The sequence below is a fragment of the Kocuria salsicia genome, assembly GCF_007681555.1.
Classification (GTDB): Bacteria; Actinomycetota; Actinomycetes; order Actinomycetales; family Micrococcaceae; genus Kocuria; species Kocuria salsicia.
Map to the genome: position 1 here is coordinate 194,090 of NZ_VELE01000002.1, position 25,451 is coordinate 219,540.

Sequence of the window (25,451 nt, forward strand, 5' to 3'; positions counted from 1 at the left end):
CACGGCGCAGCCCGACCCATTTCCATTCGACACGACGATCGCGGTTCACGACCGAACCACGCGACGGGAGCTTTTTGTTGTGAGTACGGACACGCAGACGTCCTCCGAATCCGGTGGATCCGTCATGGATTTCCTCCGCAAGGACACCACCGGTGGCCTCTTCCTGCTGATCGCCATGGTGCTCGCCCTGGTGCTGGCCAACTCTCCCTGGAGTGACTTCTACTTCGGGCTGCGCGACGCCGAGGTGGGCCCCGGCGAGGTGGCCGGACTGCAGCACACCGTGGGGCACTGGGCCGCGGACGGGCTGCTCGCGGTGTTCTTCTTCCTGACCGGCCTGGAGCTCAAGGCCGAGTTCGTGGACGGCGAGCTGCACAACATCCGCAAGGCGATCCTGCCGGTGGTGGCGGCCGCCGGCGGTGTGCTGGTGCCCGCGCTGATCTTCCTGGGGGTCAACCTCGCCTCCGGCGGCGAGCCCACGGCACTGCACGGCTGGGCGATCCCCACCGCCACGGACATCGCGTTCGCCGTCTCCGTCCTGGCCGTGGTGGGCTCGTCCCTCCCCGTGGCCATGCGCACGTTCCTGCTCACGCTGGCGGTCGTGGACGACCTCATTGCCATCGCGATCATCGCGTTCGTGTACACCGAGAGCGTCAAGTTCCCGTTCCTGATCGGCGCGGCCGTGCTGCTCGCCCTGTTCTGGTTCCTCACCCACAAGTACATGACCTGGTTCATGGACAAGCACTGGGCGGCGTGGGTCATCCTCCTGCCCATCGGTCTGGTCACCTGGTGGCTCGTGTACGAGTCCGGCATCCACGCCACGATCGCGGGTGTGCTGCTGGGCTTCATGGTCCCCGTGCTCAAGGAGAAACCGCGCATCATCCGCGAGGAGGACCCCCGGCTGGGCCTGGCCCCCACCCTGGAGCACCGCTTCCGTCCGCTGTCCAACGGCGTGATCATCCCGGTCTTCGCGTTCTTCTCGGCCGGCGTGGCCGTGGGCGGTCTCAGCGGCATCAAGGACGCCGCCATGGACCCTGTGGCCCTGGGCATCGTGGCCGGTCTGGTGCTCGGCAAGCCCCTGGGCATCTTCGGGGCCGCGTGGCTGATGGACCGGTTCACGTCCGCGGAGAAGGACAAGGACTACACCTGGCTCGACATGCTCGGCATGACGTTCGTCGCCGGCATCGGCTTCACCGTGTCCCTGCTGGTCGCGGAGCTCAGCTTCGGCGAGGGCAGCCCCCACAGCGACCACGCCAAGGTGGGCATCCTGTGCGGCTCCCTCCTGGCGGCCGCGATCGGTGCGGCGTTCATGGCACCGCGCAACGCCAAGTACAAGGCGATGCGCGCGGCGGGCAACGACCCCGACACCCTCGACTGACTGCCAGGTGGGGCGTCCCCGCCCACCACGTGCGAGCGCGGCAGCAGTCCTCCGCCGCACATGAAAATCGACGGATCCATCCCAGGATCCGTCGATTTTCATGTTCAGCGCGCCCCCTGCCACCTCGGCACCCCTGCAAGAACTGAGCAAGTGCACGTTGGGAAGCCCCGGAGTGCACATGCTCAGTGTTGGCAGGGCCAAAGTTGCGCCCGGGCGACCCCAGGCACCGAGTGCCGCCCGGGTGCCGCCTCCGGCGCCCGTTCAGGCCGGGTCGCGCGCGTGGAAGTGCTGCTGCGCCTCGGTGAGGCCCTGTTCGGTCAGCATCTCCACGGCATCCGCGGCATCGGAGACCAGCAGAGGCAGCTCCTTCGCCTGTGCCCCGGAGAAGCGCTTGAGCACATAGTCTGCGGTGTCCATCCGCCCCGGGGGCCGCCCCACCCCCACACGCACCCGCACGTAGTCCCGGCCACCCATGGCCTTGGTGATGTCGCGCAGGCCGTTGTGCCCGCCCTCGCCGCCGCCGCGCTTGAGCTTGACCGCACCGAACGGGAGGTCGACGTCGTCGTGCACCACCACGAGGTCCTCCAGTCCCAGGGAGTAGTACTTCGCCAGCGCACTCACCGGCCCCCCGGAGACGTTCATGTAGCTCAACGGCTGAGCGAGCACGAGGCGCGGCGACCCGGGGCGCATCCGCGTCTCGGCAACGGCGGCCCGGGCCCTGTGTGCGGAGAGTTTCTCCCCCGCCCGCCGCGCGAGCTCGGCCACGACCATTGCTCCAACGTTGTGGCGCGTTCCGGCGTACGCGTCGCCGGGATTGCCCAGTCCCACCACCAGGGTGCGGTCCGTCATCTCGTTCTCCCTCTCCTCGAGCCCTCTGTGAAGCCCCCGCAACGCCGAACGGCGGCAGACACACCAGGGTGCCTGCCGCCGCACGGGCCGCGCCGCACCCTGGCGGGCGCGACGAACGAGTGGTTCCTACTCGTTGTCCTCGGACTGCTCGGCGGCCTCCTCGGAGCCCTCGCCCTCGGACTCCTCGTCGGTCTCCGGCTCCTCGCCGAGGTCCTGCTCGACGGGCTCGGAGACGTTGACGACCAGCAGCTCCGGGTCGGAGACGAGCGTGACGCCGGAGGGCAGGGTGACGTCCGCGGCGTAGATGTGCTCGCCGGGCTCGCGGCCCTCGATGTCGATCTCGAAGTGCTCGGGCACCTTCAGGGCGTCCGCCTCGATCAGGAGCACGTTCTCCTCGAGGTTGTGGACGGCGGTCGGGGCGACCTCGCCCGCGACGGACAGGGGAACCTCGACCTCGACGCGCTCGCCGCGGCGCACGGTCAGCAGGTCGATGTGCAGGATCTCGGGGCGCACCGCGTGGCGCTGCACCTCCTTGATCATGGCCAGGTGGCCCTCGCCGTCCACGTTGATCTCGAGCACGGCGTTGGGGTTGCGGGACGCGAGCATCATGTCGTGGCCCGGCAGGATCACGTGCAGCGGCTCGGCGCCGTGGCCGTAGATCACGGCGGGGATCTGGTCGTTGGCGCGCACGCGGCGGGCGTAGCCCTTGCCGAACTCGGTGCGCAGGGTGGCGGGAATGGTGATGACGTCCACCATGGTGGGTCTCCTTCGATCGTGGGTCCGGATGGTCACCTCGGACCGTTCGGAGCTCCGGTGCTCTCGCACCGCGTGTCCGAACGACTTCCGATCGACGTGGTGCGGCACCCCACTCACGCTCCCCGGGGCGTGTTCACCGGGGTGGCGGATCGGGATCCACAGGCCGTCGTCGATAACGGGGCAGAGTCCTGCCCCCTCGCCTTGGCAACCCGCCCACGGTACCACGACGACGCCGCGCGCCCGCCGCCCACGGGACCCTCCCCGCCGCCGTGGGGAGCGCCGTCGTCGCCCTCCGCAGGGCCGGCACACGTGCGCCGCCCATGAGCCGCGGAAACAGCGGGGCGTGGGCTCCACTGGGGGCGCAGGCACCCGGCGCGGCGGTGTCCACAACTCGGAGGCACGTGACCCCCAACCGGGCCACGAACCCCGCGATCCCGGCCTGTCGGATGTCCACAATTGCGTACCGAATCATGCATTTCGGCAGTATTCGCCCACGTGGGAGGGTATATTCGGTGCTTAGCGGGCGTAAATCTCGGGGGAGATGAACACCGTGGTGCGGGGGCCGCCTCTGACTCGGTCACCGCATCCGAGCGAGCGCGTGGGGTGTCTCGCCGTCGAACGGTTCTGGGGGAAGGTTCGTCGACCGTGTTCCAAAAAGCACAGCACAAGCACAGGCACGTCTCGTGGCGGCACAGCTACCAGCAGAAGCTGCGGCTCTACGACGCCGTGGCGCTGCTCCTGGCGGTGAGTCTCGCCCAGGCGCTGCGGTTCGGCTGGCTCCAGGGCCTGCTGCACGTGGACACGCTGCTGCCCGTGCCGTACTGGTTCGTGGGCCTCGTGCTCGCGGTGGTGTGGTGGGGCTGGCTCGAGCTGCGGGGCACGCGCGAGGTCCGGCTGATCGGCAACGGCGCCGAGGAGGCCAAGCAGGTGGTCACCGCCTCGCTCACGCTCTTCGCGGCCATTGCGATCGCCTCCTACGCGCTGGACGTGCCCACGGCCCGCGGCTACATCCTGATCGCCCTGCCGGTCGGCACCGTCGTGCTGCTGGCGGGTCGGATGACGGCTCGGCGCCAGCTGATCCTGCGCCGCGCCAAGGGCCAGAACATGTCCCGCACCATGGTCGTGGGCCGCTTCCCCGGTGCCGTGGAGCTCGTGGGCGAGCTGCAGGAGCGTCCGGACGCCGGTTTCGACCCCGTGGCCGTCTACATGCCCACGTCCCACCACCGCCTCCCCGCTTCGCTCTCCTCGGTGCGGCTGCCGCAAAACGCCCTCGCGGCGCAGGACCGCCCCAGTGTCTCGGGCATCGTGCAGGCGTGCCGTGAGCACGACGTCGAGACCCTGGTGATGGCCGCCGCCGTCCCCCTGAGCACCACGGAGATCCGGCACCTGGGGTGGGCGCTCGCGGACGAGCGGATCCGCCTGGTCATGAACACCGGCCTCACGGACATTGCCGGGCCGCGCATCCACACGCAGCAGCTTGCTGGTCTGCCGCTGATCCACGTGGCCACGCCCCGGTTCACCCGCGCCAAGAAGACCGTCAAGCGCCTGATCGACATCGTGGGCTCACTGACCGCACTGGTGCTGCTCTCGCCGGTCATGATCGGGCTGGCCGTTCTGGTCAGGGCGCACGACGGCGGGCCCGCCCTCTTCGCCCAAGAGCGCGTGGGCATCGACGGCACCCGGTTCCGCATGCTCAAGTTCCGGTCCATGTACGTGGACGCAGAGGAGCGCAAGGCTGCCCTGCTGGCCACCAACGAGTCCGAGGGCGGGGTGCTCTTCAAGATGAAGGACGACCCCCGCGTGACGAAGCCGGGAACGTGGATGCGCCGCTACAGCCTGGACGAGCTGCCCCAGTTCATCAACGTCCTCAACGGCACCATGTCGCTGGTGGGCCCACGCCCGCCCCTGGCCAGCGAGGTGGACAAGTACGAGCAGCACGTCTACCGCCGGCTGCGGGTCCGCCCCGGAATCACCGGCCTGTGGCAGGTCTCGGGCCGTTCGGACCTGGACTGGAACCAGAGCGTGCGCCTGGACCTGTACTACGTGGAGAACTGGTCCCCGGTCCAGGACCTGGTCATCATGCTGCGCACCGTCCGCGCGGTCTTCGCCTCGGACGGCGCCTACTGAGCGTCACCCGCACCCCGCCCGTAGAGGACGCCGCTCTCCCACCACGGGGAGGGCGGCGTCCTCCGTCGTGGGCCCGCCCGAGCCGCCGCAACGGCGCCCGGAGCACCGCGACGGCATCCAGGGCGCCCGAGGCCATCGGCAGTGCCATGAGGGCCTGCTTGGGCCGCGGGGCCTCGGAAATCGAAACTTTTCCGTCCCGAAATGACTCCGTTATCAATCAGGGGACGCAAGATACATCGATTTTCATGGTGAACATTTACACTTTCTAGTGCGTCCCCCCAGGTCACTCCTCTTCCCCCATCGAGTGGCTTTCCCCCCACGCAGTAAAGGCATCACGCATGATCTCCCCCAGACGATCCGTCCTGCCCGCCGCCGTCACGGCCGCCGTGCTGACACTGTCCACCCTCATGCCCGCCGCAGCGGCGGACGACCCGCACGAGAACCTCAACCCCGCCAAGGGCGACGTGGTTTCCGTGGAGACCAAGGAGCTCGCGACGGTGGTCGAGGACCCCAAGCTCCCGGCCACTCCCCCCAAGACCGGTGACAAGAACCCCGGCGCCACCATGGGCCAGAAACTGAAGTCCATGGCGGACACCACCAAGCTCTCCGGCGCCTCCGAGAAGGAGGTGGAGAAGGTGGCGGCCACGGTGCTCGGCTCCGACGCCGCCTCCCCCAGCGCCACGCCGTCGGGCAAGGCGTCCGACAAGGCCACCGGAAAGGCCTCGGCGGAGCCCACCACGGACGCGACGTCGTCCTCCTCCGCCCAGGCGGCCGGGCCCACGGCCGTGGGCCCGGCGGGCGCGATGTCGCTGGTGATCCGGGCCAGCACCTGGCGCCCCGCGGGCATCGCGGGCATGGACGTCTCCGGCTGGCAGCCCGCCATCAACTGGAGCGCCGAGTACAACGCGGGCGCGCGCTTCGCGTACGTGAAGACCACGGAGGGCATCAACTACCGCTCCGAGGCGTTCAACGACCAGTACACCGGTTCCTACGCGGTGGGCATGAACCGCGGCGGCTACCACTTCGCGCTGCCGTCCCAGTCCTCCGGAGCGGCGCAGGCGGACTTCTTCGTGAACAACGGCGGAGGCTGGTCCGCGGACGGGCGCACCCTGCCCGGGCTGCTGGACATCGAGTACAACCCGTACTCGGCCCTGGGCAACACGTGCTACAACATGTCCGCCGCGCAGATGAACACGTGGATCAAGTCCTTCTCGGACCGCTACAAGCAGCGCACCGGGCGCCTGCCCGCCATCTACACCACCACGGACTGGTGGCAGACCTGCACGGGCAACACGTCCCAGTTCAACAACCACCCCCTGCACCTCGCGTCCTACGGCGTGGCCAGCCCGGGGCGGATGCCCAACGGCTGGTCCACCCACGACATCTGGCAGTTCACGGACAACGGGCCGTTCTCCGGCGACTCCAACGTCTATGGCGGGTCCTGGGCGCGGTTCGCCTCCCTGGCATCCTCCAGCTCCTACAAGCCCCTGGGTGGCCGCGCCTCCGGGTACAGCGTGAGCGGCGGCATCGGGGCCGTGTACAACTCGACGGGCGGCGCCGCCACGTGGGGCTCCCCGGTGACGGGCGAGGGCAACGCCGCGTACGGAGGGCGCTACCAGGAGTTCTCCCGCAACGGTGTGAAGTCCACCGGGTACTGGCACAGCCGCACCGGGGGGCACATGCTGCGCAACACCACGAGCATCGGCAAGAAGTTCATCTCCGCGGGCCGAGAGCGCGGTTACGGCTTCCCCCTGAACCAGGAGCGCAGCACGAGTGGCGGCGCCTACCAGGTCTTCCGAACCACCGCGGGCAAGAACACCAAGGTGATGTGGAGCAGCCGCACCGGGTCCCACGCCGTCAAGGAGTTCGGCGCGATCGGACAGCGCTGGGCCAAGGCCGGCATGGAGCGCGGCTACGGCTTCCCCACCACGGACGAGTACCGGGCGGGCACCGAGGTCCGCCAGCAGTTCTCCAACGGCTACATGATCGGCTACGACACCGCGACCGGTGTCACGCGGGTGGTCAGGCTGTGACACGCGGCTGATCCCACCGCGCCAACGATGACGGCGGGCGGTCCCCTGGTCCGGGGACCGCCCGCCGTTCTCGTGCACCCGCTGGGCGGGCCCGCTCAGGAGTTGCCGTTGAACAGGCTCGTGACCGAGCCGTCCTCGAAAACCTCCTGGATGGCCCGGGCGATCAGGGGCGCAATGGAGAGCACCGTGAGGTTCTCGAAGGTGTTCTCCTCGGGCACCGGCAGGGTGTCGGTGACCACGACCTCGTCCGCCCCGCAGTTGGCGAGGCGCTCCACGGCCGGCCCGGAGAACACGGCATGGGTGGCGGCGATGATCACGTTGGTGGCGCCCTGGTCCTTGAGGACCTGCACCGCGCCGGTGATGGTTCCGCCGGTGTCGATCATGTCGTCGATGAGCACGCACGTGCGGCCCTTGATGTTGCCCACGACCTCCTTGGAGACCGCCTGGTTGGGCACGGTGATGTCACGGGTCTTGTGCACGAACGCCAACGGTGCACCGCCCAGGCGCTCAGCCCACTGCTCGGCCACGCGCACGCGGCCGGTGTCTGGGGAGACCACGGTGACGTTGTCCACGTCCACCGCAGAGCGCACGTAGTCGCTGAGCAGCGGGATGGCCATGAGGTGGTCCACGGGGCCGTCGAAGAAGCCCTGGATCTGCGCCGTGTGCAGGTCCACGGACATCAGACGGTCCGCTCCGGCGGTCTTGTAGAGGTCCGCGATCAGGCGGGCAGAGATGGGCTCGCGGCCGCGGTGCTTCTTGTCCTGGCGGGCGTAGGGGTAGAAGGGGCTGACCACGGTGATGGACTTGGCGGAGGCCCGCTTGAGGGAGTCCAGCATGATGAGCTGCTCCATCAGCCACTGGTTGATGGGTGCGGGATGGGACTGGATGAGGAACGCGTCCGCACCGCGCACCGACTCGCCGAAGCGCACGTAGGTCTCGCCGTTGGCGAAGTCGTACGCGTCCGTGGGAACCAGTTCCGTCCCCAGCTCGCTCGCGATGCTCTGCGCGAGTTCGGGGTGCGCCCGACCCGAGAGCAGAACCATGCGGTTCGAACCCGTGTTGGTGATGCCGGTCATGTGGACTCGCTTTCCTAGGATTCCTGCTGGATCACTTGCTCGCGCAGCGTGCGCCCGGGCTCAGGCGTGGTCGTTGCGGTCGGACTGGGTGGCGGCCTCCGCCGCGCGGGCGGCCGCCGTGCCGGGACGGTGCCTCTGCACCCAGCCCTCCACAATGACCTGCTTGCCCTCGGTCAGCACCAGGGCGCCCGCGGGGACGTCCTTGCGCACCGTGGTCCCAGCGCCGGAGTAGGCGCCGTCCCCCACGGTCACGGGTGCCACGTACATGTTGTCCGAGCCCATGCGGACGTCGTTGCCCACGGTGGTGTGGTGCTTGGCCACGCCGTCGTAGTTGACGAAGACGGAGGCGGCGCCGATGTTCGAGTTCTCCCCGATGGTGGCGTCCCCCACGTAGGACAGGTGCGGGACCTTGGAGCCGCGGCCGATCTCGGCCTTCTTCGTCTCCACGAACGTTCCGATCTTCGCGTCCTCGCCCAGGACCGTGCCCGGGCGCAGGTAGGCAAAGGGCCCCACGATGGAGCCGGCGGCGAGCTGCGCATCGCTGCCGTGGGTGCGCACCACGGTGGCGCCACGACCCACGGTGACGTCCGTGAGGGTGGTGTCCGGGCCCACGACGGCGTCCTCCCCCACCACGGTGCGCCCGTGGAGCTGGGTGCCGGGCAGCACGGTGCTGTCCGCCTCGAGCTCCACGGTGTCGTCGATCCACGTGGTGGCGGGGTCCACGATGGACACCCCGTTGCGCATGTGCCGCTCGAGCGTGCGCTGGTTCAGGTAGCGGCCGAGGGCGGCGAGCTGGACGCGATCGTTGGCGCCCTCGAGCTCCATGTAGTCCGCCATCTTCAGGGCGTCCACGCGGTGGCCGGCCTCGCGCGCCAGGCGGGGGACGTCCGTGAGGTACTTCTCCGCCTGGGCATTGTCCGTGTCCACGCGGGACAGCGCGTCGCGCAGCACAGCGGCGTCGAACGCGAAGATCCCGGAGTTGACCTCGCTCACGGCACGCTCGGCGTCCGTTGCGTCCTTGAACTCCTTGATCCCGGTGAACTGCCCGTCCGTGTCCCGCAGGATCCGGCCGTACTTGCCGGGTTCCGGGTGGTCCGCGCTCAGCACGGTCACGGCGTTGCCGTGGGCCACGTGGTGGGAGGTGAACTCGCGCAGCGTCTGCGCGGTAAGCAGGGGGACGTCCCCGTAGGTCACCAGCACGGTGCCGGTCACGGGGATCTCGGCGTCCAGGACGTCGAGCCCGGCATCCACGGCGGAGCCGGTGCCGGGGACGTCCGACTGGTCCGCGATCAGCACGTCCGCGTCCAGCTCGCCGATGTGCTCCGCCACGAGGTCCCGCTGGTGACGCACCACGGCGACGACGCGCTGCGGCGAGAGCTCCCGCGCCGTTTTCAGTGCGTGGCCCACCATGGACCGGCCGCCGATGGGGTGCAGGATCTTGGGGACCTTGGACTTCATGCGGGTGCCCTTTCCCGCGGCCAGGACGATGATTGCGGCGGGGGTCTCCCCACCTTCCACGGTGTCAACGGTGCTCACGGAGCAGACTCCTCTGGTTGCTCGTGAGGCGGTGGGGGGCCATCTGCGCCTCGATGTGTCGTGCGTTCCGCCACTAGGACTCGAACCTAGACTCACGGCTCCAAAGGCCGGTGTGCTGCCAATTACACCATGGCGGAGCATTGCGCCCCGCGGGGTGCAACACACGTGTGTGCCCGCGGGCACACGAGAGGTCACTTTATCATCCGGTCATCCGCCGTCAGCACGGTGATCACACTCCCCAGGGCCCGGCACTCCCGGTATCCGGGCAGGGTGCGCAGCAGCTCGGCGTCGTCCTGTGCGCGCAGTCCACGCACCAGGACCGGAGCGCGGGAGGCGGCCCGGCGCACCACGGCCCAGGAGTCGTCGTCTGGCTGTCCGGCGGCCCGCGAGCGCGAGAGGTCCCACGCCAGGGAGGTGGTGCCCCGAGCGCTGACGTCCAGGGTGCCCTGGTCGTGCTCGCGGTCCAACAGGGCCAGCAGCATCCCCACCTCGTCCACCTCGGCGCTGTTCTGCACCATGAGCCGCACGCCGCGGTCCGAGGCGGCCTCAGCGAGCGCGGCGAGCATGGAGTAGAGGCGCTGGCGCTGGCGGCCGCGGTGGGCCACACCTCCCAGCGCAAGGACGAGCATGCCCGCGCCGACGCCGCGGCACAGGTCCAGGGCGTCGTCCACGGCGGCGATCACGCCCTCGTCCGGGATGTCGTCGTCCACGGCAACGGGGGCGCGCAGCAGCAGCGGATCGGCCCCGGCCGCCCGCAGCCGCTCCCCGGCCTGGCGGCGCACCACGGAGCCCATCTGCGGGCCCACCGGGCGGTCGCCGCCGATCGTGATCTCCACCGGCCCCGGGCGCCCCGCCACAGCGGCGAGTGCCCCCGCGAGGTCCTGGGCCTCGTCCAAGACTGTTCCCGCGGGTCCGGCGCCCGCACCTGTCTCCTGCATGGCACCCAGTGTCCCACGACACGCACGGGGCGCGGCGCCGGGGCCCCGCCGTGCCCCTGAGCCCACGGGCGCGCACCGACGCTCCCCCCGGGTGCCAGGGCGGGCAACCGCGGCACGGACCGCTCTCCCCCCGCGCTTGTATCCTTGGCGGGTGGCTCATCTGATCGGCGGAGAAAACCTGCACCTCGAGTACCCCACCAAGACCGTGTTCGACGCGGTCACCGTGGGGGTGAACGAGGGTGACCGGATCGGCATCGTCGGGCGCAACGGGGACGGCAAGTCCACCCTGATGCGCCTGCTGGCGGGGCGGATCCAGCCGGACTCCGGGAGGGTGACCGTGCGCTCGGGCACCACCGTGGGAATGCTGGACCAGGCGGACACCCTGGACCCGGAGCAGACGGTGGGCCACGCCGTCGTCGGCGACGTCCCCGACTACGTGTGGGCCGCGGACGCCAAGGTGCGGGACGTGGTCGAGGGCCTCGTCGCGGACGTGGACTGGGACACCCCCGTGGGCCGGCTCTCCGGCGGGCAGCGGCGCCGCGTGGCGCTCGCGAGCCTGCTGACCGGGGACTGGGACGTGATCTTCCTGGACGAGCCCACCAACCACCTGGACGTGGACGGCATCACGTGGCTCGCCAGGCATCTGAACTCGCGCTGGTCGAGGACCTCGGGCGCGCTGGCCGTGGTGACCCACGACCGCTGGTTCCTCGACGCCGTGTGCACGGACACGTGGGAGGTCCACGACCGCCTCGTGGAGCCCTTCGAGGGCGGGTACGCGGCGTACGTGCTGCAGCGCGTAGAGCGTGACCGCCAGGTCGCCGTGGTGGAGCAGAAGCGGCAGAACCTGATGCGCAAGGAGCTCGCGTGGCTGCGCCGCGGCGCCCCGGCGCGCACCTCCAAGCCGAAGTTCCGCATCGAGGCGGCCAACACCCTGATCGAGGACGTCCCCCCGCCCCGGGACACCGTGTCCCTGTCCCGCATGGCCGTCTCCCGGCTCGGCAAGGACGTGGTGGACATCGAGGACGTCTCGGTCGCCTTCCCTGCCGAGGACGGCTCCGGCGAGACCCGGGTGCTGCGTGACGTCACGTGGCTGATCGCCCCCGGCGAGCGCACCGGCATCCTGGGCGTCAACGGGGCGGGCAAGTCCACGCTGCTGGGCCTCGTCACGGGAGAGGTGGAGCCCACCTCCGGGCGGGTCAAGCGGGGTAAGACGGTGAAGATCGCCACGCTCACGCAGCAGCTGGACGAGCTCGCTGACGTGGCGCAGGACCGTGTCTCCGACGTGGTCGCGCAGAAGAAGACCTCCTACCTCACCGGCGGCAAGGAGATGACGCCCACGCAGCTGCTGGAACGCCTCGGGTTCACCTCCGCGCAGCTGAAGACCCCGGTCAAGGACCTCTCCGGCGGGCAGAAGCGGCGCCTGCAGCTGCTGCTGATCCTGCTGGACGAGCCCAACGTGCTGATCCTGGACGAGCCGTCCAACGACCTCGACACGGACATGCTCGCTGCCATGGAGGACCTTCTGGACACCTGGCCGGGCACGCTGCTGGTGGTCTCCCACGACCGCTACCTGCTCGAACGTGTGACGGACCAGCAGTACGCGGTGATCGACGGCCGATTCCGCCACCTGCCCGGCGGGGTGGAGGAGTACCTCAAGCTCTCGGCGTCCTCGGCCTCGGGCTCCGCGGCCGGGTCGAAGGGCGCGTCCAACCCGCTGGCGGGCGGCTCTGCATCCGCGGGCTCCGCAGCCCCGGGCACGGCGGCCTCGGGTGCCGGTTCGTCCGGCGACGACGCCGCACCGTCGCGTCCCGCGCTCGGCGGCGCCGAGGCGCGTGCGGCCCAGAAGGAGCTCGGCGCCGTGGAGCGCAGGCTGCAGAAGCTGCAGAAGGAGACCGAGTCGCTGGACGCCACCATGGCGGAGGCGGACCCCTCCGACTTCGAGGGTCTCGGCAAGCTCGCGGCCCGGAAGTCCGAGCTTCAGGAGCAGGTCGACGAGCTCGAGATGCGCTGGCTCGAACTGGGCGAGGCACTGGAGTAGAGGAGCCCCTACCCGACAGGCGGGCGCGGGCGCGGCGCCCGCCCAGTCGCGCCGCTCGGACACCACCGACCACGCCGGAAACGGATCACGGTCTTCGGTCCGCGCCACGGGACCGGTGGCGAGTTGCGAGAAGGGGATCGGGCGGCCCACGTGGCTCCCGCGGGCGGTGACGCGCGAGCGAGTGGCGCAGCGGCAGAAGCCCACCGAGCGAACCCACCGTGCCGACCTCCCCGACCTCGATGCGCCGGGCCAGCAGCCGCTTCAGCCGTCCGGGGCGCAGGGGCCGCACGTTCTCCGAGCGCAGGGCTGTCACGCGGGGGTCCGTCAGGGACGGGCCGTCCTCCACGTTGAGCAGGGCGCGGGCCGTGTGCCGCCAGCGCCCCGAATCGCAGCCGCCCACCACGGCGACGACGTCGAAAAGGTCCATGGGTGCCTTCTGGCTGTCGGAACCGACCGGGTCGAGTCCGGTCGGTGCTTGATAGTTATTCCCACAATTCCTGCCAGGGGCGACACCAGAAATCGCGGCCCCTGCCCGGCGAGTTCCGAGCGGGGCCGCGCAAGGCTGAAGGGAGACTCACTCGCTCCAGCCGTTGCCCTTGATGATCTCCACGAAGTCGTCCCGCTCGAAGCCGGGCTCGAAGTGTGCGAGGACGTCCGCGTTCATGGTGCCGAACGTGGAGCCCGGGCGGTGCGCCATGCCGTGGTGGAACGCGGAGAGGATGCGGTTCTTGAAGTCCGGGCGCGGGTGCAGCTCCACCACGGCTCGGCGGGCATCCTCGCTCACCTCGTCGAAGTGCATGCCCAGCACGTCCGTCTCCACGCCCGCGCTCACGAGGGCGACCTCCGGGGCCATGAACTCCGGGATCCCGGGAGTCGTGTGCAGGGCGATGCCGAGCCACGCGCTGTGCGCCCTGTCCCGGGACGCCCCGCGCTCCATGAGGAAGTCGAAGACGTCGTTCGCGCCGTCCACCTCGAAGCGCAGCATCGACTCCTGGTGGTCCTGGGTGAGACCGCGGTCGTGGAACATGGCACCCGCGTAGAGCAGTTCATGGTCGACGCTGAGCTCCTGCGCCTGACCCACCAGCGCACCGAAGAAGAAGACCCGGCGGGAGTGGTGGTAGAGCAGGTCGTCCTCGGTGTCACGGATGTACTCGGTGATCTCGCGGGTCAGTGCGGTGTCCGGCACCGCGATTCCTGCAACGGTGTCTGTCATGGTGGTGTTCCTTCGTTCGATGGTGCTGCTCTGTTCCGCGGACCAGGACGGGTCATGCCGCCCGCGCTGACGCAGGGGCGGCTGGCCGTGCTCGCCGGGATCTGCGCCCTGTTCAACGGCGTGGGCCGTGCCCACGCCGGGGACTCAGTCCCCCCGCCCCAGGTCCACGACCTCGAACTCCAGCAGGGAGGCCCCGGTGGCCACGGGCCTGCTGTCCCCGCCCGCGTGGGCCGCCTTCGCGTTGCCGTCACGCCACGCCTCGAAGTCCTCCTGGGTGGCCCACGTGGTCACCACGAAGTAGCGCCTCTCCCCCGCCACCGGACGCAGCAGCTGGAAACCCTCGAAGCCGCGTTCGCCGTCCACGGCGTGCCTGCGGGCGGCGAAGCGCGCCTCGAGCTCGTGGCCGGAGCCCTCGGGAACCTCGATGGCGTTGATCTTCACGACGGACATGTGTGCCTCCTCATGGTGGTGCCGACCCGTCCACTGTAGGCACAGCGACCACGCGCTGTCGTGGCGTGCGGCAGGCAGCCCGGCCGGGCGACGTCGTCACAGCCCCAGCGCGTCGCAGACCTCCCGGGCGGCGCGCTGGCCGGAGCGGATGGCGCCGTCGATGTAGCCGTTCCACACGGTCGCCGTCTCCGCCCCCGCCCAGGAGATCGCCCCCGAGCGCCGCGCCAGATCCTTGCCCACGGTGGTCCACAGCCCCGTGGCGAACCGGCCGCCGTAGCAGCCGCGGGTGAAGGACTCCTCGGACCAGTTGCGCTGCAGCACCTCGGTGGGCCACCCCGCCCGCTCACCGAAGAACTGTGCGAGGTCCGCGAGCACCAGGCGGGCGCGCTCGACCTCACCCAGCTCGTTGAACGCGCGCGCGTGGCGACCCTCCACGAACGCCACCAGGATGCCGCGCTCCGAGTCCGGCACGCAGTTGTCGTAGACCAGGGACACGTGGTGGTCCAGGCTCAGCACGGTCCCGCTCAGCCCCTCGGCGCGCCAGAACGGCTCCTCGTACTCCACCTGGAACTTCAGGACGTTGCCCGCCGTCATGTGCGATAGCGCGATGTCACGGTTGGCGGGCAGCGCCGGCTCGTAGTGCAGCCTCGACGCCATGACCGGGGGCAGCGCGACCACCACGGCGCTGGCCTCGTGGTCTCCGGCCGACGTGTGGACCCGCACGGGGCGGGCCGGCTCACCCGCCTCCTCGGCGTGGTGCGCCCCCCCCGCCGACGACGCCGCGTTCCAGCCGGTCACGCCCAGCACCTCGGTGCCGAGGACCACCCGATCCCCCAGCGTGCGCGCCAGGCCCTCCGAGAGCTGGTGCGTGCCGCCGAGGATCCGGGACTCCTGCGCACCGCCGATGGTGGTCATCATGCGGTGCAGACCCCCGCCGGAGCCCAGGTAGAAGAGCATGTGCAGGGCCGAGTACTCGTCCGACTCCGCCGCGAAGATCGAGGCGAGCATAGTGTCCGTGAAATCGCGGGCGCCGTCGTCCGCGCAGTGCTCCCGCAGCCACTGGGCCGCCGTGATCCGGTCCAGGGCTGCGGCGTCCGGGCTGAGCCAGGGCCGTTCGAGGTCCAGGCCCGCGGCCGTGGTGTCTATTAGGCGCAGCACCTCCAGGAAGGCCGCCGCGGACTCCTCACCCAGTCCGAAGGTGTCGTCCGAGCCCTCGCGGCGCTCGTCGTCCGCGAAGAGCAGCGAGGCGCCGTCGTCGTGCACGGTGAAGGTCTGCAGCCCGAGGCGCGCGGCGAGCGCCAGGACCTCGTCCTGGGTGGGGCCCACCCACTGGCCGCCGAGCTCGATCGGCGTCCCGGAGGCGAAGCGCCCGCCCTCGGTGCGCCCGCCCACGCGGTCCCGGGCCTCGAGGACGAGCACGTCCAGGCCGCGCTGCACGAGCAGCTCGGCGGCGGTGAGCCCCGAGATGCCGGCGCCGACTACGACCACGTCGTGGCTGCCGAGCACCGGTGACTCCTGTGCGACGGTGTTCTTCTGCATGTGATCCTCCTGCGTGACTGGCATTCAGTGTGGGCCGTGAACCGGTGCGAGTGTCGCGTTGAGGGTGCCGCGCGCCAACCCGAGACGTGCCTCCACCGGCGCCGCGACCCGGGCGGAATAGTGCTGCGGGTCCCCGTAACCCACAAGCGTGTGGGCGCTGAGTCCGTCGAGCAGCGCGATGATCTCCCAGGCGCACTCCTGGGGGTCCACGTCCGCGAACACCCCAGCCCCGGTGCCCCGGGAGAGCATGTTCGCCACGAGGCCCTGCCATCTGTCCATCATCGCCCGCACTGCGCGAGCCGCAGCGGCATCCCGCCGCCCCAGGCTCCAGCCGTCCAGCCACACTCCGGCGAAATCCTCCCGGCCTGGGCGACTCATGAGACCGATCACCCGGCTGAGGTTGCTCACCGGGTCCGCATCGCCGTTCAGCGTGCCCACCACCTCGTCAAACTCCCCCATCAGCAGGGCTTCGCAGGTCCGCGCCCGCAGGGACTCGATGTCCGGTTCGTAGTGCACCACGAGAGCGTGGGTCACCCCCAGTTCCGCGGCAATACTGCGGTGGGTCAGCTGCTGCAGTCCGGAGCTCAGGGCTTGGGCCTGTGCCACGGCACGGATCTCCTCGAGGCGCTCTTCACGGTTCAGTCGGCGGCGCGAGCCCGGGCCGCCGCTCCCGTTCCCATCGTCTTGTCCGGTCATCTTGCCCAATCCCTTGACACCCTTCTCGGCCCGCCAATACTGTCAACGAACGTGGTATTGACCACATGGTCAATATGGTGGGCCGACACCGCGAAGTCAAGAGGCGGGTGGCTCAGGGTTCTCCAACATCAGCGCACCCCACCCCCACTATTCCGGGCCAACGCCCACGAGCAAGGAGTCGTGTCCATGGCACCGTCTTCCCCCTCCACCCCCGCGAGGCCGGATGTTTCCGTGTCTCGAACCTCACTGCACAAGTCCATGGGTGTTCCCACTCTCGTGTACTTCGGCCTGTCCTACATGGTGCCCATGACGGTGTTCACCACCTATGGGATCGTCAACGAAATCACCGGCGGATTCCTGTCCACGGCGTACCTGCTCACCCTGTTCGCGATGCTCTTCACCGCTTGCAGCTATGCATTCATGGGTCGTGCAGTGCAGTCTGCAGGTTCGGCCTATGCCTACACCCGCGTGGGCCTGGGCAGCGCCGTCGGCTTCGTCACCGGGTGGACGGTGATGATCGACTACATCCTGCTGCCCATGCTCAACTACCTGCTGATCGGGCTCTACCTCGCCGAGCGTTTCCCTGCGGTGCCGGCATGGGCATTCTCTCTTGCAGCCCTGGCCCTGGTCACCGTCCTCAACATCGTGGGCGTTGCTGCGGTCAAGAGCGCGAACGTGGTCCTGGTGCTGTTGCAAGTGGTCTTCTTCATCATCTTCTTCGTCTACGCAGCCAGGGCCTTCGACCCTTCCGTCCACCCGCTGGACCCTTTCATCCGCTCAGACCTCGACATCAGCGGCATTGCCGCGGGCGCGGCCGTCCTGTGCTTGTCGTTCCTCGGCTTCGACGCGGTCTCCACCATGAGCGAGGAGGCCAAGGACGCCAAGCACTCGATCCCACGCGCCGTCATCCTCACGACCGTGATCGGCGGTCTCTTCTTCATGGCCGTCGCGTGGTTCGCCCACATGGCAGCCCCGGAGGTTGAGACGGGTGCGGCCGCCGACGTCGCCGCTGTCACGCTTCTCTCCCAGATCGGAGGCAACCTCCTGACCGCGTTCTTCCTGGCCGCGTACGTGACGGGGGCGCTGGGATCCGCTCTGGCCTCCCAGGCCTCCGTCTCACGAATCCTCTACGCCATGGGCCGCGACCATCTGCTGCCCCACAAGTTCTTCGGAACCCTCTCCCCCCCCCGTTTCAGGACCCCTGCGGGCGCAATCCTGCTCGTGGCGGTGATCTCCGTGAGCGCGGTCTTCGCGGACGTGGACTTCGTGGCGTCCATTGTCAGTTTTGGCGCCCTCACCGCTTTCAGCATGGTGAATCTCAGCGTCATCTCGACCTACCTGGTGCGGGCCGAGAGGCGCACAGTCAGTACCTACCTGTTGTACGGCGCGGTGCCCACCGTGGGGTTTGCACTGACCGCCTGGTTGTGGACGAGTCTTGCCCCGCACACCGTGCTCCTCGGACTCGGCTGGGTCGCGCTCGGAATCATCCGGTTGCTGTGGCACACCCGGATGTTCACCAGACCGGTACCTCGCATGCACCTCACCGAATGACGGGGCCCGGTTCCTGGAGCGGTGCCTGCTCGGCGATGAGCTCGAACTCGCTGCGTCCCTCGGAGACGTCCACGTTGGCGAGCCGCACGGTGATGGCGCCGCCCAGCGGCAGGCCGGGGACGGCCAGGGAGACCTCCACCGGGGGGTCCCGGATCACGATGGTGCCACGCGAGCCGTCCGGCTTCACGTCTACGACCGTGGCTGTGAAGGCCTCCCCCGCATGGGGTGCGAGGGTCATGGCCTCGACCATGTTCACGATGCCCCGCTCGTAGGCAGAGGCCGTGCGGCTGGACGCGGCCATCTCCGCCGGAAGCTGCGGCAGGGCGGCGAGCACCCAGTCGGGAACGGGACGCCCCGCGCTGATCGCCAGGCAGATTTCGCTGCCGTAGCGGTCCACGAGACGGCGCAGGGGCGCGGTCACGTGGGCGTACGGCGTCGCCAGTGCGGAGTGGGCACGCTGCTCGGGGAGCGCACCGTTGAAGGCCTCGTAGCCGGCGCCCCGGAACAGCAGGGTGCACGAGTACAGCATTGCGGCGTGCGCCCCAATCTCGGGGTCGAGTCCGTGCACGAAGTCCGGATAGCTCATGTCCCCGGGCCACGGGATGCTCAGGGCCTCGGCCGTGGTTCGCAGCTTGCGGACGGAGGACTCTGCGGCGGGTGGCAGCGTGCGCAGCAGGCCCACGCGGGCGTCGAGCATCAGACGTGCGGCGGCGATCCCCGTGAGCAGGGAGATCTGGGCGTTCCAGCCCTCCACCGGCAGGGCGCTGCGGTGCACCACGTGCCACTGTTCCTGCTCCACCACCACCTCCTGCTCCGGGATGCGCAGGCTCACGCCGCCGCGCTCACGTTCGATCCGCTCCCGCAGCTGCCCCACGGTGCGCAGCAGCTGCCACGCCTGCGGGGCGGTCCCCGCGTCCAGCTGCTCCTGCACCTCGCGGTAGGTCAGCTGGACACGGCTGCGCACCAGCGAACGCGTGACGGAGGTGCTCTCCAGCTCGCCGCGGGCATCCAGCCCCAGGCACCACAGCACGGCGGGACGGTCCTGCCCGGGCAGCAGGCTCGCCGTGTCCTCCGAGAGCTCCGGTGGGTGCAGCGGTGTGCGCTGGTGCGGCGCATAGAGGGTCTGGCCGCGGCGGTGCGCCTCGAGGTCCACGGGGTCCCCCGCCGTCACGAACGCCGCGACGTCCGCGATGGCGTACCAGACCGTGAAACCGCCCTCCGTCTGCTCGATGAACACCGCCTGGTCGAGGTCCCGAGATCCCTCGGGGTCGATGGTCACCAGGGCGAGGTCGGTGTGGTCGGCCCGCTCCTCCTTCGGGACCGGGGAGCCCGGAGCACCCGGTGGGAATGGGGCTGCGGCCCGGGTGGCAGCGGCGTGGACCTCCGGCGAGAAGTCGTCAGGGATGCCCAGCTCACGACGCAGGGCGTCCAGCGCGGCGACGAGCGGTGGCGGAACGGGACGGGCCTGCTGCGGACGGATGGCCATGCTGACTCCTCACCGGCGGCGGAACCGCGCCCCACCGGGCACCGGGGTCAGGCCCCGGGACCCGACACCGTGGTGACGCGGCCGTGCTGTCCCGATTGTGCCCCCGCCCGCGCCGGGCCACCAGTCACCCGGCGGATTCGACCCGCGCGCCCGGTGCCGGGGCGACCACGGCGAGCGCACGACGTCCTTCCCGCCCGAACGCGCCGACGAACGCCTGCGCGTCCTCGGCCGTGGCGGCCAGGAAGCACACCGTGGGCCCTGATCCGGAGACCCACCCCACCACAGCTCCCAGTTCCACCCCGTGCTCCAGCAGGGTCGCCAGTTCGGGGAGGAGGTGGACTGCCGGGGCCTGGAGGTCGTTGCGGACGAGAGCTGCCAACCGGGGCGCGCTGCCGTGGGCCAGCGCGTCGAGGACCTCGGCGGAGACGGGGTCCGGGGCGGTGCCGGCGGGTTGCTGCTCCACGATGCGGGGGATCATGACGGTGCGGTCTCCCGAGGTCAGTCCCGGAACGCCGTTCGCCGCGTCCCACTGCCGGTAGACCGCCGGCGTCGAGAGCCCCTGGTCCTGGGGGACGAAGACGAGGTGCAACCGGGCGTGCGCCGCAACGGGCTCAAGTTCGGTGCCCGTGCCGCGGCCGATCGCCGCACCCCCGAGGAGCATGAAGGGCACGTCCGCGCCGAGCGCCGCCCCGAGCCGGTGCAGCTCCTCAGCCGTCAGCGGCCGGGTTCCCAGGTGGGAGGCCAGCAGCTGGTTGACCGCGACCAAAGCGGCGGCCGCGTCCGCGGACCCGCCGCCCATTCCTCCCGCGACCGGCACCGCCTTGCGCAGGTGCAGGCGCAGCCCCGGCACGGGAATCCCGAGCTCCGCACACACCGCGAGCGCGGCACGCACCGCCAGGTTGCTCTCGTCCAGCGGAATGTCAGCCAGGCGGGCCGTTCCCTCCTCCACCATCCGCTCGTACGCGCTGTCCGGAGCCGGTTCGACCGTGACGACGGCGCCGCTGCCGCGCCGCGCCAGAGCCGGGTCCAGGCTCGCGGACACCGTCTCCCGCAGGTCCACCGCCACGAACAGCGTCTCCAGCGGGTGGTAGCCGTCCGCGGTGGGGCTGCCCACGTGGAGGACGAGGTTCGTCTTGGCAGGTGCGCTCGCCGTGACGGTGGGGTGGGTCTCGGCGGCGGTTGCGGCGGCCCCGGTCATGCCCCTTCCTCTGGGTGCTGGTCGGACGTGAACGACGGGGTGGGGGCGTCCAGCGGCGCGGTGGAGGCGAGCGGTGCAGCGGTGCCTTCCGGCGCATCTTCGGGGACGGCGGCGTCGGCCTCGGCGATGCGCGCGAAGTCCGCGACGTCCAGCTTCTCTCCGCGCTCGGTGGGCTCCACCCCCGCTGCGCGCAGCACCCGCTCGGCCCGCGCACCGGAGCCCGCCCAGCCGCTCAGGGCCGCGCGAAGGGTCTTGCGGCGCTGGGCGAACGCGGCGTCGACCACGGCGAACGTGGGTACGCGCAGGCTCTCGTCGGCGGGAGGCTCCCGGCGGTCGAGGCGCACGAGCCCGGACGCGATCTTGGGCGCGGGCCAGAACACGTTCTTGCCGATTACCCCGGCCTTGCGCACGTCCGCGTACCAGGAGGCCTTCACGGACGGCACGCCGTACACGCGGGACCCGGGACCGGCGGCCAGACGGTCCGCGACCTCGTCCTGGACCATCACCAGCCCGTGGCGCACCGTGGGGAACGTCTCCAGGATGTGCAGCAGCACGGGCACGGCCACGTTGTAGGGCAGGTTCGCGACGAGCGCCGTGGGTTCCGGGCCGTCCCCCAGGTCCCGGACGCGGGCGGCATCGGCCTCCACCACCGTCAGACGGTCCGCGGCCTCCGGGAAGAACCGGGCCACGGTCGCGGGCAGCTGCCGGGCCAGGGGCGGGTCGATCTCCACTGCGGTCACGGACGACGCCGCCGCCAGCAGCCCCAGCGTCAGCGACCCCAGCCCGGGCCCCACCTCCAGGACGTGCTCCTCAGGTCCCAGGTGGGCGGCCGCCACGATGCGCCGGATGGTGTTCGGGTCGATCACGAAGTTCTGACCCAGGGTCTTGGTGGGGCGGATGCCCGCCTGCTCGGCGAGTTCCCTGATCTCCGCGGGCCCCAGGAGCGGTCCGTCTGTGCTGTGCTCGGTCACCGGACAATCCTACGGGCAGGGCGGGCGGGGCACGGTGGGGTTGCCCGGGGCCCGTGCAACACCCGAGGCGCGAAACGCCCGGCAGGCGTCCGATGCAGCGGGCACTTCGTGCCGTAGATGTTCCGCAGCGGGGGCACTGCGGAATCCAGCCCGGTCTGGTGCACCCCCGTCGGACTCCGGCAGCGACCGGCAGGGGGTGGCCGGTGGGTGATGGAACTCCTTGGCGAGAGACATCCTCCTCGGGGCAGTGATCTCAGGCGGGCCCGGGAGTGGTGGGTGCACCTGGCATGGCGCACCCGACACCACTGCGGGCTCGAGGGGGTCCGCAGCACCAGGTCCTACGGCTTGGATCCGGTGAGGGGCCCGTAAGGAACCCTGCTGACCGATCCAGGGGAGGCTCTGGTGGTGACCCCCGGCGTGGTCCGTCTGCCTCATCGAGAACCGTCTCCTCCGGCTGCCGCCCGCCTCCCGAGCTGTCGTGGCGGTCCGTGCGGCACTGCAGCGCAGCGCTGCCGGGACGTGGTCGCCCATGAAGACGCTCGTGCGGCTGATCTCGGTGCACGCGGGGTTTCCCCCACCGATCATGGACCACAGAGTGGCCACCGGCTACGGCGACCGGCACCTGGACTTCGCCTGGCTGCAGAGCATGACCGCTCTCGAGTTCAACGGTCGGGTCCACGGCCAGGACCACGGCGCCTGCAGGGACGAGATGCACAGGCTGGAAGTCCTGCGGGACGAGAGGTGGGCCTTGCGGGGATGCTGGTCCACGATGACCTGAGGGACCGCGCCTCGTGACGAGTGGCTGACGTGGCTGGCCCGCCACCTGTCCACACGCCGCTTTGCTACCCAGAGGACCCCGTCACTGTGGAACGCGGCACAGCTGTCGCAGATCTCAGAAGCCCCTCTAGAACTGCCCGTAGACCCGCTCCGAGTTGTCCCAGATCCGCCCGCACAGAGTCTCCAGGTCCGTCTCCAGCTGCTCGGCCATGCCCCGCACCGTGTAGTTGACCATGTAGGGGGCGTTCGGGCGGCCGCGGAACGGGTGGGGAGTGAGGAAGGGGGCGTCCGTCTCGCACAGCACCAGCGCCGGGTCAGCCACCCGCAGGGCCGCCTGCAGGGGTTTCGCATTCTTGAACGTCACGGTCCCGGCGAAGGACATGTACCACCCGTTCTCGTTGCACACCCGCGCAAGCTCGGGGTCCCCGGAGAAGCAGTGGAACACCGTGCGCTCGGGTGCCCCGGCATCGCCCAGGACGCGCAGCACGTCCGCGTGGGCGTCCCGGTCGTGGATCTGCATGGCCAGCCCGTGGCGCTTGGCGATCTCGATGTGCGCGCGGAAGGACTCCTCCTGCGCGGGGATGCCCTGCTCGGACGTCTGGGCGCGGTCCATGCCGGTCTCCCCGACCACCCGCACCCGGTCTTCGGCGGCCAGCGCGTCGATCTCCCGCAGCGCGTCCTCGAGGGTTCCCACGAGCGCGAGCTCCGGTGTCTCGTTCGGGTGCACTGCCACCCCGGCGAGCACACCGGGCACGGCCTGGGCGGCGTCCACGGCGAAGCGGGAGGACTCGACGTCGCACCCCGCCTGCACCACCCCGGCCACGGAGGCGCCCCGCGCGGTGCCCACGGCGTCCGCCACGGAGACCCGCACGAGTCCGTCCTGCATGTCCAGGTGCGTGTGGTTGTCCACCACCGGGTGCGGCAGCGGCGCCGGCAGTGCCGGGAACACGAGGTTGCGGCGCTGGCCCTGCGGGTCGGTGTGCGCCCGCCGCTCGGTGCCCTCGCCGCTGGCGACATCCTCCCCGGCGTCCAGCGTGTAGCGCTCCGGGCGGTAGGCCCACGGGGTCTCGCCGACCACCGCCTCGCGGGGTGCATCGGCTCGGAACACGGTCTCGGTCAGGGGCGTCTCGATCACCCTCCCACGATAGGCGACCATGTCCTGACCGGAGAGGTTGATCGACCCGTCCTTAGCCAGCGCGGAACGTGCGCCGGTAGTTCGTGGGAGTCACGTCGATCTCTCGCCGCAGGTGACGCCGTAGCGTGCTGGCTGTTCCCAGGCCGGTGCGCTGGGCAATGACGTCGACTGGCAGGTGGCTGTTCTCCAGCAGGTGTCGGGCGGCAAGGACTCGCTGGTGCAGGATCCATTGCAGGGGGCTCTGCCCCGTCTCGGCAGCGAAGCGTCGCGCGAGCTGCCGCTCGGACAAGTGCGCATGGCGGGCCAGGTCGGCAACGGTGAGGCTCTGGTCGAGGTGGTCCACGATCCAGTCGGTGAGTTCGGCGAAGCCATGTGTTGTGGGAGCTGCCGCTGGCTCGATGTATTGGGCCTGGCCACCTGCCCGGTGGGGCGGTACCACCATGCGGCGGGCGATACGGGTGGCGACCCGCGCCCCAAGGTCCTCGCGCACCAGGTGCAGGCACAGGTCGATTCCGGCGGCCACGCCGGCACTGGTGGCGACCTGTCCGTGGTCGACGTAGAGCACATCGGGCTGCACCGTGAAGTTGGGGTACAACCGCTGCAACTCCACGGCGTCCTGCCAGTGCGTGGTGGCCGTCAGCCCGTCAAGGAGCCCGGTTGCAGCGAGGGCGAAGGCGCCAGTGCACACCGACGCGATGCGCGCACCCCTCCGGTGTGCATCGCGAACTGCCTCGAGTGTCGCGAGCTGTGGCCGTTCGTGAGGTCGGTAGCCGGGGATGATGATCGTGTGGGCGTGGTCCAGCGCATCCAGGCCATGGACGGCACCAATGCTGAATCCGCTGGAGGTCATGACGTCGTCACCATCGGGCGTCACCACCTCGAAGGTGTACTCCTCCTCCGCGGGGTGCCCGAAGACCTGGGCAACCGTCGACAGGTCGAAGGCAACCACTCCGGGCAGGGCGAGGGCGACGACGTGGTGTGGCATGCAGCGATCATGGCAGGAATTGCGTGCACTGCGTCATTCCAGCTGCTCGCACTGGACGGGGTGCCCCGGCAGGGTTGAGGCCATGAGCAAGCGCATAGTGATCGACCTGTTCGACGGCGCGGAGGAACTCGACGCCGTCGGCCCGTGGGAAGTGCTGTCGTACTGGACCCAGGCGTATCCGGAGGATGGCTGGCGGGTGGACCTCGTCACCGATGACGGCCAGACCCGCCGGTGCGCCAAGGGACTCCAGGTGGTGCCCACCGGAGCCAAGGCCGACGTGCCGCGCCCCGACCTCATCGTGGAGCCGGGAGGACGCGGCGCCAGGGCACGCCTCGCGGACACTGATCACCTGCGGTGGCTACAAGATGCCGCCGAGAACCGTGCCCTGGTGAGCAGTGTCTGCACCGGCGCCCTGGTACTTGCCGCCGCAGGGCTCCTGCACGGACGCCCCGCCACCACCCACCACGCAGCGTTCGAGGAACTCCTCGCCCTCGACCCGACCATCACGCCATGCCCTGACCAGCGCTGGGTTGACGATGGGCAGATCGTCACCGCCGCCGGCGTCTCGGCAGGCATCGACATGGCCCTTCACCTCGTCGGACGACTCGCCAGCCCCGAACGCGCCCGACAAGTACAGGACGGTGTCGAGTACCACCCGGCGCCGCGCACGTCGCCAATGCCCACAAACCACTGACACATCCCATTCCCAGATCACGGAGTAC

Annotated in this window: 22 protein-coding genes and 1 tRNA gene; 7 read left to right on the forward strand and 16 right to left on the reverse strand. The window is 70.2% G+C overall.

The features are described 5' to 3' along the window. Positions 1-79 precede the first annotated feature (79 nt). Positions 80-1,375 carry a Na+/H+ antiporter NhaA gene (gene nhaA / locus FS770_RS05670; protein ID WP_144942347.1) on the forward strand — a complete coding sequence of 432 codons (1,296 nt, stop codon included), beginning with the start codon at positions 80-82 and terminating at the stop codon, positions 1,373-1,375. Positions 1,376-1,636: 261 nt separating this feature from the next. On the opposite strand, the gene pth is transcribed toward nhaA, so the two are convergent. Together pth and FS770_RS05680 are read right to left on the reverse strand one after the other, a co-directional pair. Next, entirely contained in the window at positions 1,637-2,224 is a 588-nt protein-coding gene (gene pth / locus FS770_RS05675; protein ID WP_144942348.1) for an aminoacyl-tRNA hydrolase, read from the reverse strand. Positions 2,225-2,350: 126 nt separating this feature from the next. Beyond that, the gene (locus FS770_RS05680) at positions 2,351-2,980 is read right to left on the reverse strand and encodes a 50S ribosomal protein L25/general stress protein Ctc (RefSeq protein WP_144942349.1); all 630 of its coding nucleotides are present in this window, start codon (positions 2,978-2,980) and stop codon (positions 2,351-2,353) included. Positions 2,981-3,625: 645 nt separating this feature from the next. Here FS770_RS05680 and FS770_RS05685 point away from each other — a divergent pair. Together FS770_RS05685 and FS770_RS05690 are read left to right on the forward strand one after the other, a co-directional pair. Beyond that, positions 3,626-5,107 carry a sugar transferase gene (locus tag FS770_RS05685; RefSeq protein WP_144942350.1) on the forward strand — a complete coding sequence of 494 codons (1,482 nt, stop codon included), beginning with the start codon at positions 3,626-3,628 and terminating at the stop codon, positions 5,105-5,107. A 338-nt stretch (positions 5,108-5,445) separates the two neighbouring features. Next, positions 5,446-7,140, forward strand: coding sequence for a GH25 family lysozyme (locus FS770_RS05690; protein WP_145010538.1), 1,695 nt, complete (start codon positions 5,446-5,448; stop codon positions 7,138-7,140). A gap of 95 nt (positions 7,141-7,235) precedes the next feature. Here the strand turns inward: FS770_RS05690 and FS770_RS05695 are convergent, their stop codons facing one another. The 4 genes from FS770_RS05695 to FS770_RS05710 all read right to left on the reverse strand — a co-directional run bounded on the left by FS770_RS05695 (position 7,236) and on the right by FS770_RS05710 (position 10,690). Next, positions 7,236-8,216, reverse strand: coding sequence for a ribose-phosphate diphosphokinase (locus FS770_RS05695; protein ID WP_144942352.1), 981 nt, complete (start codon positions 8,214-8,216; stop codon positions 7,236-7,238). A 60-nt stretch (positions 8,217-8,276) separates the two neighbouring features. Next, positions 8,277-9,752, reverse strand: coding sequence for a bifunctional UDP-N-acetylglucosamine diphosphorylase/glucosamine-1-phosphate N-acetyltransferase GlmU (gene glmU / locus FS770_RS05700; protein ID WP_145010541.1), 1,476 nt, complete (start codon positions 9,750-9,752; stop codon positions 8,277-8,279). Between the two features lie 65 nt (positions 9,753-9,817). After that, a tRNA-Gln gene (locus tag FS770_RS05705) sits at positions 9,818-9,889 on the reverse strand. Positions 9,890-9,943: 54 nt separating this feature from the next. Continuing rightward, complete coding sequence (locus tag FS770_RS05710) at positions 9,944-10,690, reverse strand: apurinic/apyrimidinic endonuclease family protein (protein WP_144942454.1); 747 nt, start codon at positions 10,688-10,690, stop codon at positions 9,944-9,946. Between the two features lie 151 nt (positions 10,691-10,841). Here FS770_RS05710 and FS770_RS05715 point away from each other — a divergent pair, with 151 nt between their 5' ends. After that, on the forward strand, positions 10,842-12,728 hold the full coding sequence (locus FS770_RS05715; protein WP_145010543.1) for an ABC-F family ATP-binding cassette domain-containing protein: 1,887 nt from the start codon (positions 10,842-10,844) through the stop codon (positions 12,726-12,728). An 85-nt stretch (positions 12,729-12,813) separates the two neighbouring features. On the opposite strand, the gene FS770_RS13725 is transcribed toward FS770_RS05715, so the two are convergent. The 5 genes from FS770_RS13725 to FS770_RS05740 form a co-directional block, all read right to left on the reverse strand. Next, positions 12,814-13,155 carry a hypothetical protein gene (locus FS770_RS13725; RefSeq protein ID WP_055084317.1) on the reverse strand — a complete coding sequence of 114 codons (342 nt, stop codon included), beginning with the start codon at positions 13,153-13,155 and terminating at the stop codon, positions 12,814-12,816. Between the two features lie 147 nt (positions 13,156-13,302). Further along, the gene (locus tag FS770_RS05725) at positions 13,303-13,941 is read right to left on the reverse strand and encodes an HD domain-containing protein (RefSeq protein ID WP_145010546.1); all 639 of its coding nucleotides are present in this window, start codon (positions 13,939-13,941) and stop codon (positions 13,303-13,305) included. Between the two features lie 144 nt (positions 13,942-14,085). Continuing rightward, a complete protein-coding gene (locus FS770_RS05730) occupies positions 14,086-14,391 on the reverse strand; it encodes an antibiotic biosynthesis monooxygenase family protein (protein ID WP_145010549.1) in 306 nt (101 codons plus the stop codon). Positions 14,392-14,487: 96 nt separating this feature from the next. Beyond that, positions 14,488-15,930: a flavin monoamine oxidase family protein gene (locus FS770_RS05735; RefSeq protein WP_244944771.1), complete on the reverse strand. Its 1,443-nt coding sequence runs from the start codon at positions 15,928-15,930 to the stop codon at positions 14,488-14,490. A gap of 24 nt (positions 15,931-15,954) precedes the next feature. Continuing rightward, positions 15,955-16,626 (reverse strand): TetR family transcriptional regulator C-terminal domain-containing protein, encoded by a 672-nt coding sequence (locus FS770_RS05740; protein ID WP_126874784.1) that lies wholly within the window; start codon positions 16,624-16,626, stop codon positions 15,955-15,957. A 231-nt stretch (positions 16,627-16,857) separates the two neighbouring features. Here FS770_RS05740 and FS770_RS05745 point away from each other — a divergent pair, with 231 nt between their 5' ends. Further along, positions 16,858-18,177 carry an APC family permease gene (locus tag FS770_RS05745; RefSeq protein ID WP_244944772.1) on the forward strand — a complete coding sequence of 440 codons (1,320 nt, stop codon included), beginning with the start codon at positions 16,858-16,860 and terminating at the stop codon, positions 18,175-18,177. Here FS770_RS05745 and FS770_RS05750 read toward each other — a convergent pair. The 3 genes from FS770_RS05750 to rsmA all read right to left on the reverse strand — a co-directional run bounded on the left by FS770_RS05750 (position 18,167) and on the right by rsmA (position 21,832). Further along, positions 18,167-19,663, reverse strand: a complete 1,497-nt coding sequence (locus FS770_RS05750) for an RNB domain-containing ribonuclease (RefSeq protein WP_145010555.1) — start codon at positions 19,661-19,663, stop codon at positions 18,167-18,169. The two genes, FS770_RS05745 and FS770_RS05750, sit on opposite strands and share 11 nt — an antisense overlap. A 124-nt stretch (positions 19,664-19,787) precedes the next feature. Beyond that, positions 19,788-20,861 (reverse strand): 4-(cytidine 5'-diphospho)-2-C-methyl-D-erythritol kinase, encoded by a 1,074-nt coding sequence (locus FS770_RS05755; RefSeq protein WP_145010558.1) that lies wholly within the window; start codon positions 20,859-20,861, stop codon positions 19,788-19,790. After that, positions 20,858-21,832, reverse strand: coding sequence for a 16S rRNA (adenine(1518)-N(6)/adenine(1519)-N(6))-dimethyltransferase RsmA (rsmA, locus tag FS770_RS05760; protein ID WP_244944773.1), 975 nt, complete (start codon positions 21,830-21,832; stop codon positions 20,858-20,860). The genes FS770_RS05755 and rsmA overlap by 4 nt, the downstream gene beginning before the upstream one ends. Before the next feature lie 583 nt (positions 21,833-22,415). Here rsmA and FS770_RS05765 point away from each other — a divergent pair. Beyond that, positions 22,416-22,610: a hypothetical protein gene (locus tag FS770_RS05765; RefSeq protein WP_145010561.1), complete on the forward strand. Its 195-nt coding sequence runs from the start codon at positions 22,416-22,418 to the stop codon at positions 22,608-22,610. Positions 22,611-22,736: 126 nt separating this feature from the next. Here FS770_RS05765 and FS770_RS05770 read toward each other — a convergent pair whose 3' ends face one another. Continuing rightward, positions 22,737-23,741: a TatD family hydrolase gene (locus tag FS770_RS05770; protein WP_244944788.1), complete on the reverse strand. Its 1,005-nt coding sequence runs from the start codon at positions 23,739-23,741 to the stop codon at positions 22,737-22,739. Between the two features lie 55 nt (positions 23,742-23,796). Further along, positions 23,797-24,729, reverse strand: a complete 933-nt coding sequence (locus FS770_RS05775; RefSeq protein WP_144942362.1) for a GlxA family transcriptional regulator — start codon at positions 24,727-24,729, stop codon at positions 23,797-23,799. Positions 24,730-24,811: 82 nt separating this feature from the next. Here FS770_RS05775 and FS770_RS05780 point away from each other — a divergent pair, with 82 nt between their 5' ends. After that, complete coding sequence (locus tag FS770_RS05780) at positions 24,812-25,423, forward strand: DJ-1/PfpI family protein (RefSeq protein WP_144942363.1); 612 nt, start codon at positions 24,812-24,814, stop codon at positions 25,421-25,423. The last annotated feature ends 28 nt before the right edge of the window (positions 25,424-25,451 follow it).

Coding starts and splice junctions, on each gene's coding strand:
- pth (WP_144942348.1), bottom strand. CDS start 2,224: ATGACGGACCGCACCCTGGTGGTGGGACTGGGCAATCCCGGCGACGCG.
- FS770_RS05680 (WP_144942349.1), bottom strand. CDS start 2,980: ATGGTGGACGTCATCACCATTCCCGCCACCCTGCGCACCGAGTTCGGC.
- FS770_RS05690 (WP_145010538.1), top strand. CDS start 5,446: ATGATCTCCCCCAGACGATCCGTCCTGCCCGCCGCCGTCACGGCCGCC.
- FS770_RS05695 (WP_144942352.1), bottom strand. CDS start 8,216: ATGACCGGCATCACCAACACGGGTTCGAACCGCATGGTTCTGCTCTCG.
- FS770_RS05710 (WP_144942454.1), bottom strand. CDS start 10,690: ATGCAGGAGACAGGTGCGGGCGCCGGACCCGCGGGAACAGTCTTGGAC.
- FS770_RS13725 (WP_055084317.1), bottom strand. CDS start 13,155: ATGGACCTTTTCGACGTCGTCGCCGTGGTGGGCGGCTGCGATTCGGGG.
- FS770_RS05725 (WP_145010546.1), bottom strand. CDS start 13,941: ATGACAGACACCGTTGCAGGAATCGCGGTGCCGGACACCGCACTGACC.
- FS770_RS05730 (WP_145010549.1), bottom strand. CDS start 14,391: ATGTCCGTCGTGAAGATCAACGCCATCGAGGTTCCCGAGGGCTCCGGC.
- FS770_RS05735 (WP_244944771.1), bottom strand. CDS start 15,930: ATGCAGAAGAACACCGTCGCACAGGAGTCACCGGTGCTCGGCAGCCAC.
- FS770_RS05740 (WP_126874784.1), bottom strand. CDS start 16,626: ATGACCGGACAAGACGATGGGAACGGGAGCGGCGGCCCGGGCTCGCGC.
- FS770_RS05750 (WP_145010555.1), bottom strand. CDS start 19,663: ATGGCCATCCGTCCGCAGCAGGCCCGTCCCGTTCCGCCACCGCTCGTC.
- FS770_RS05755 (WP_145010558.1), bottom strand. CDS start 20,861: ATGACCGGGGCCGCCGCAACCGCCGCCGAGACCCACCCCACCGTCACG.
- FS770_RS05765 (WP_145010561.1), top strand. CDS start 22,416: ATGGACCACAGAGTGGCCACCGGCTACGGCGACCGGCACCTGGACTTC.
- FS770_RS05775 (WP_144942362.1), bottom strand. CDS start 24,729: ATGCCACACCACGTCGTCGCCCTCGCCCTGCCCGGAGTGGTTGCCTTC.
- FS770_RS05780 (WP_144942363.1), top strand. CDS start 24,812: ATGAGCAAGCGCATAGTGATCGACCTGTTCGACGGCGCGGAGGAACTC.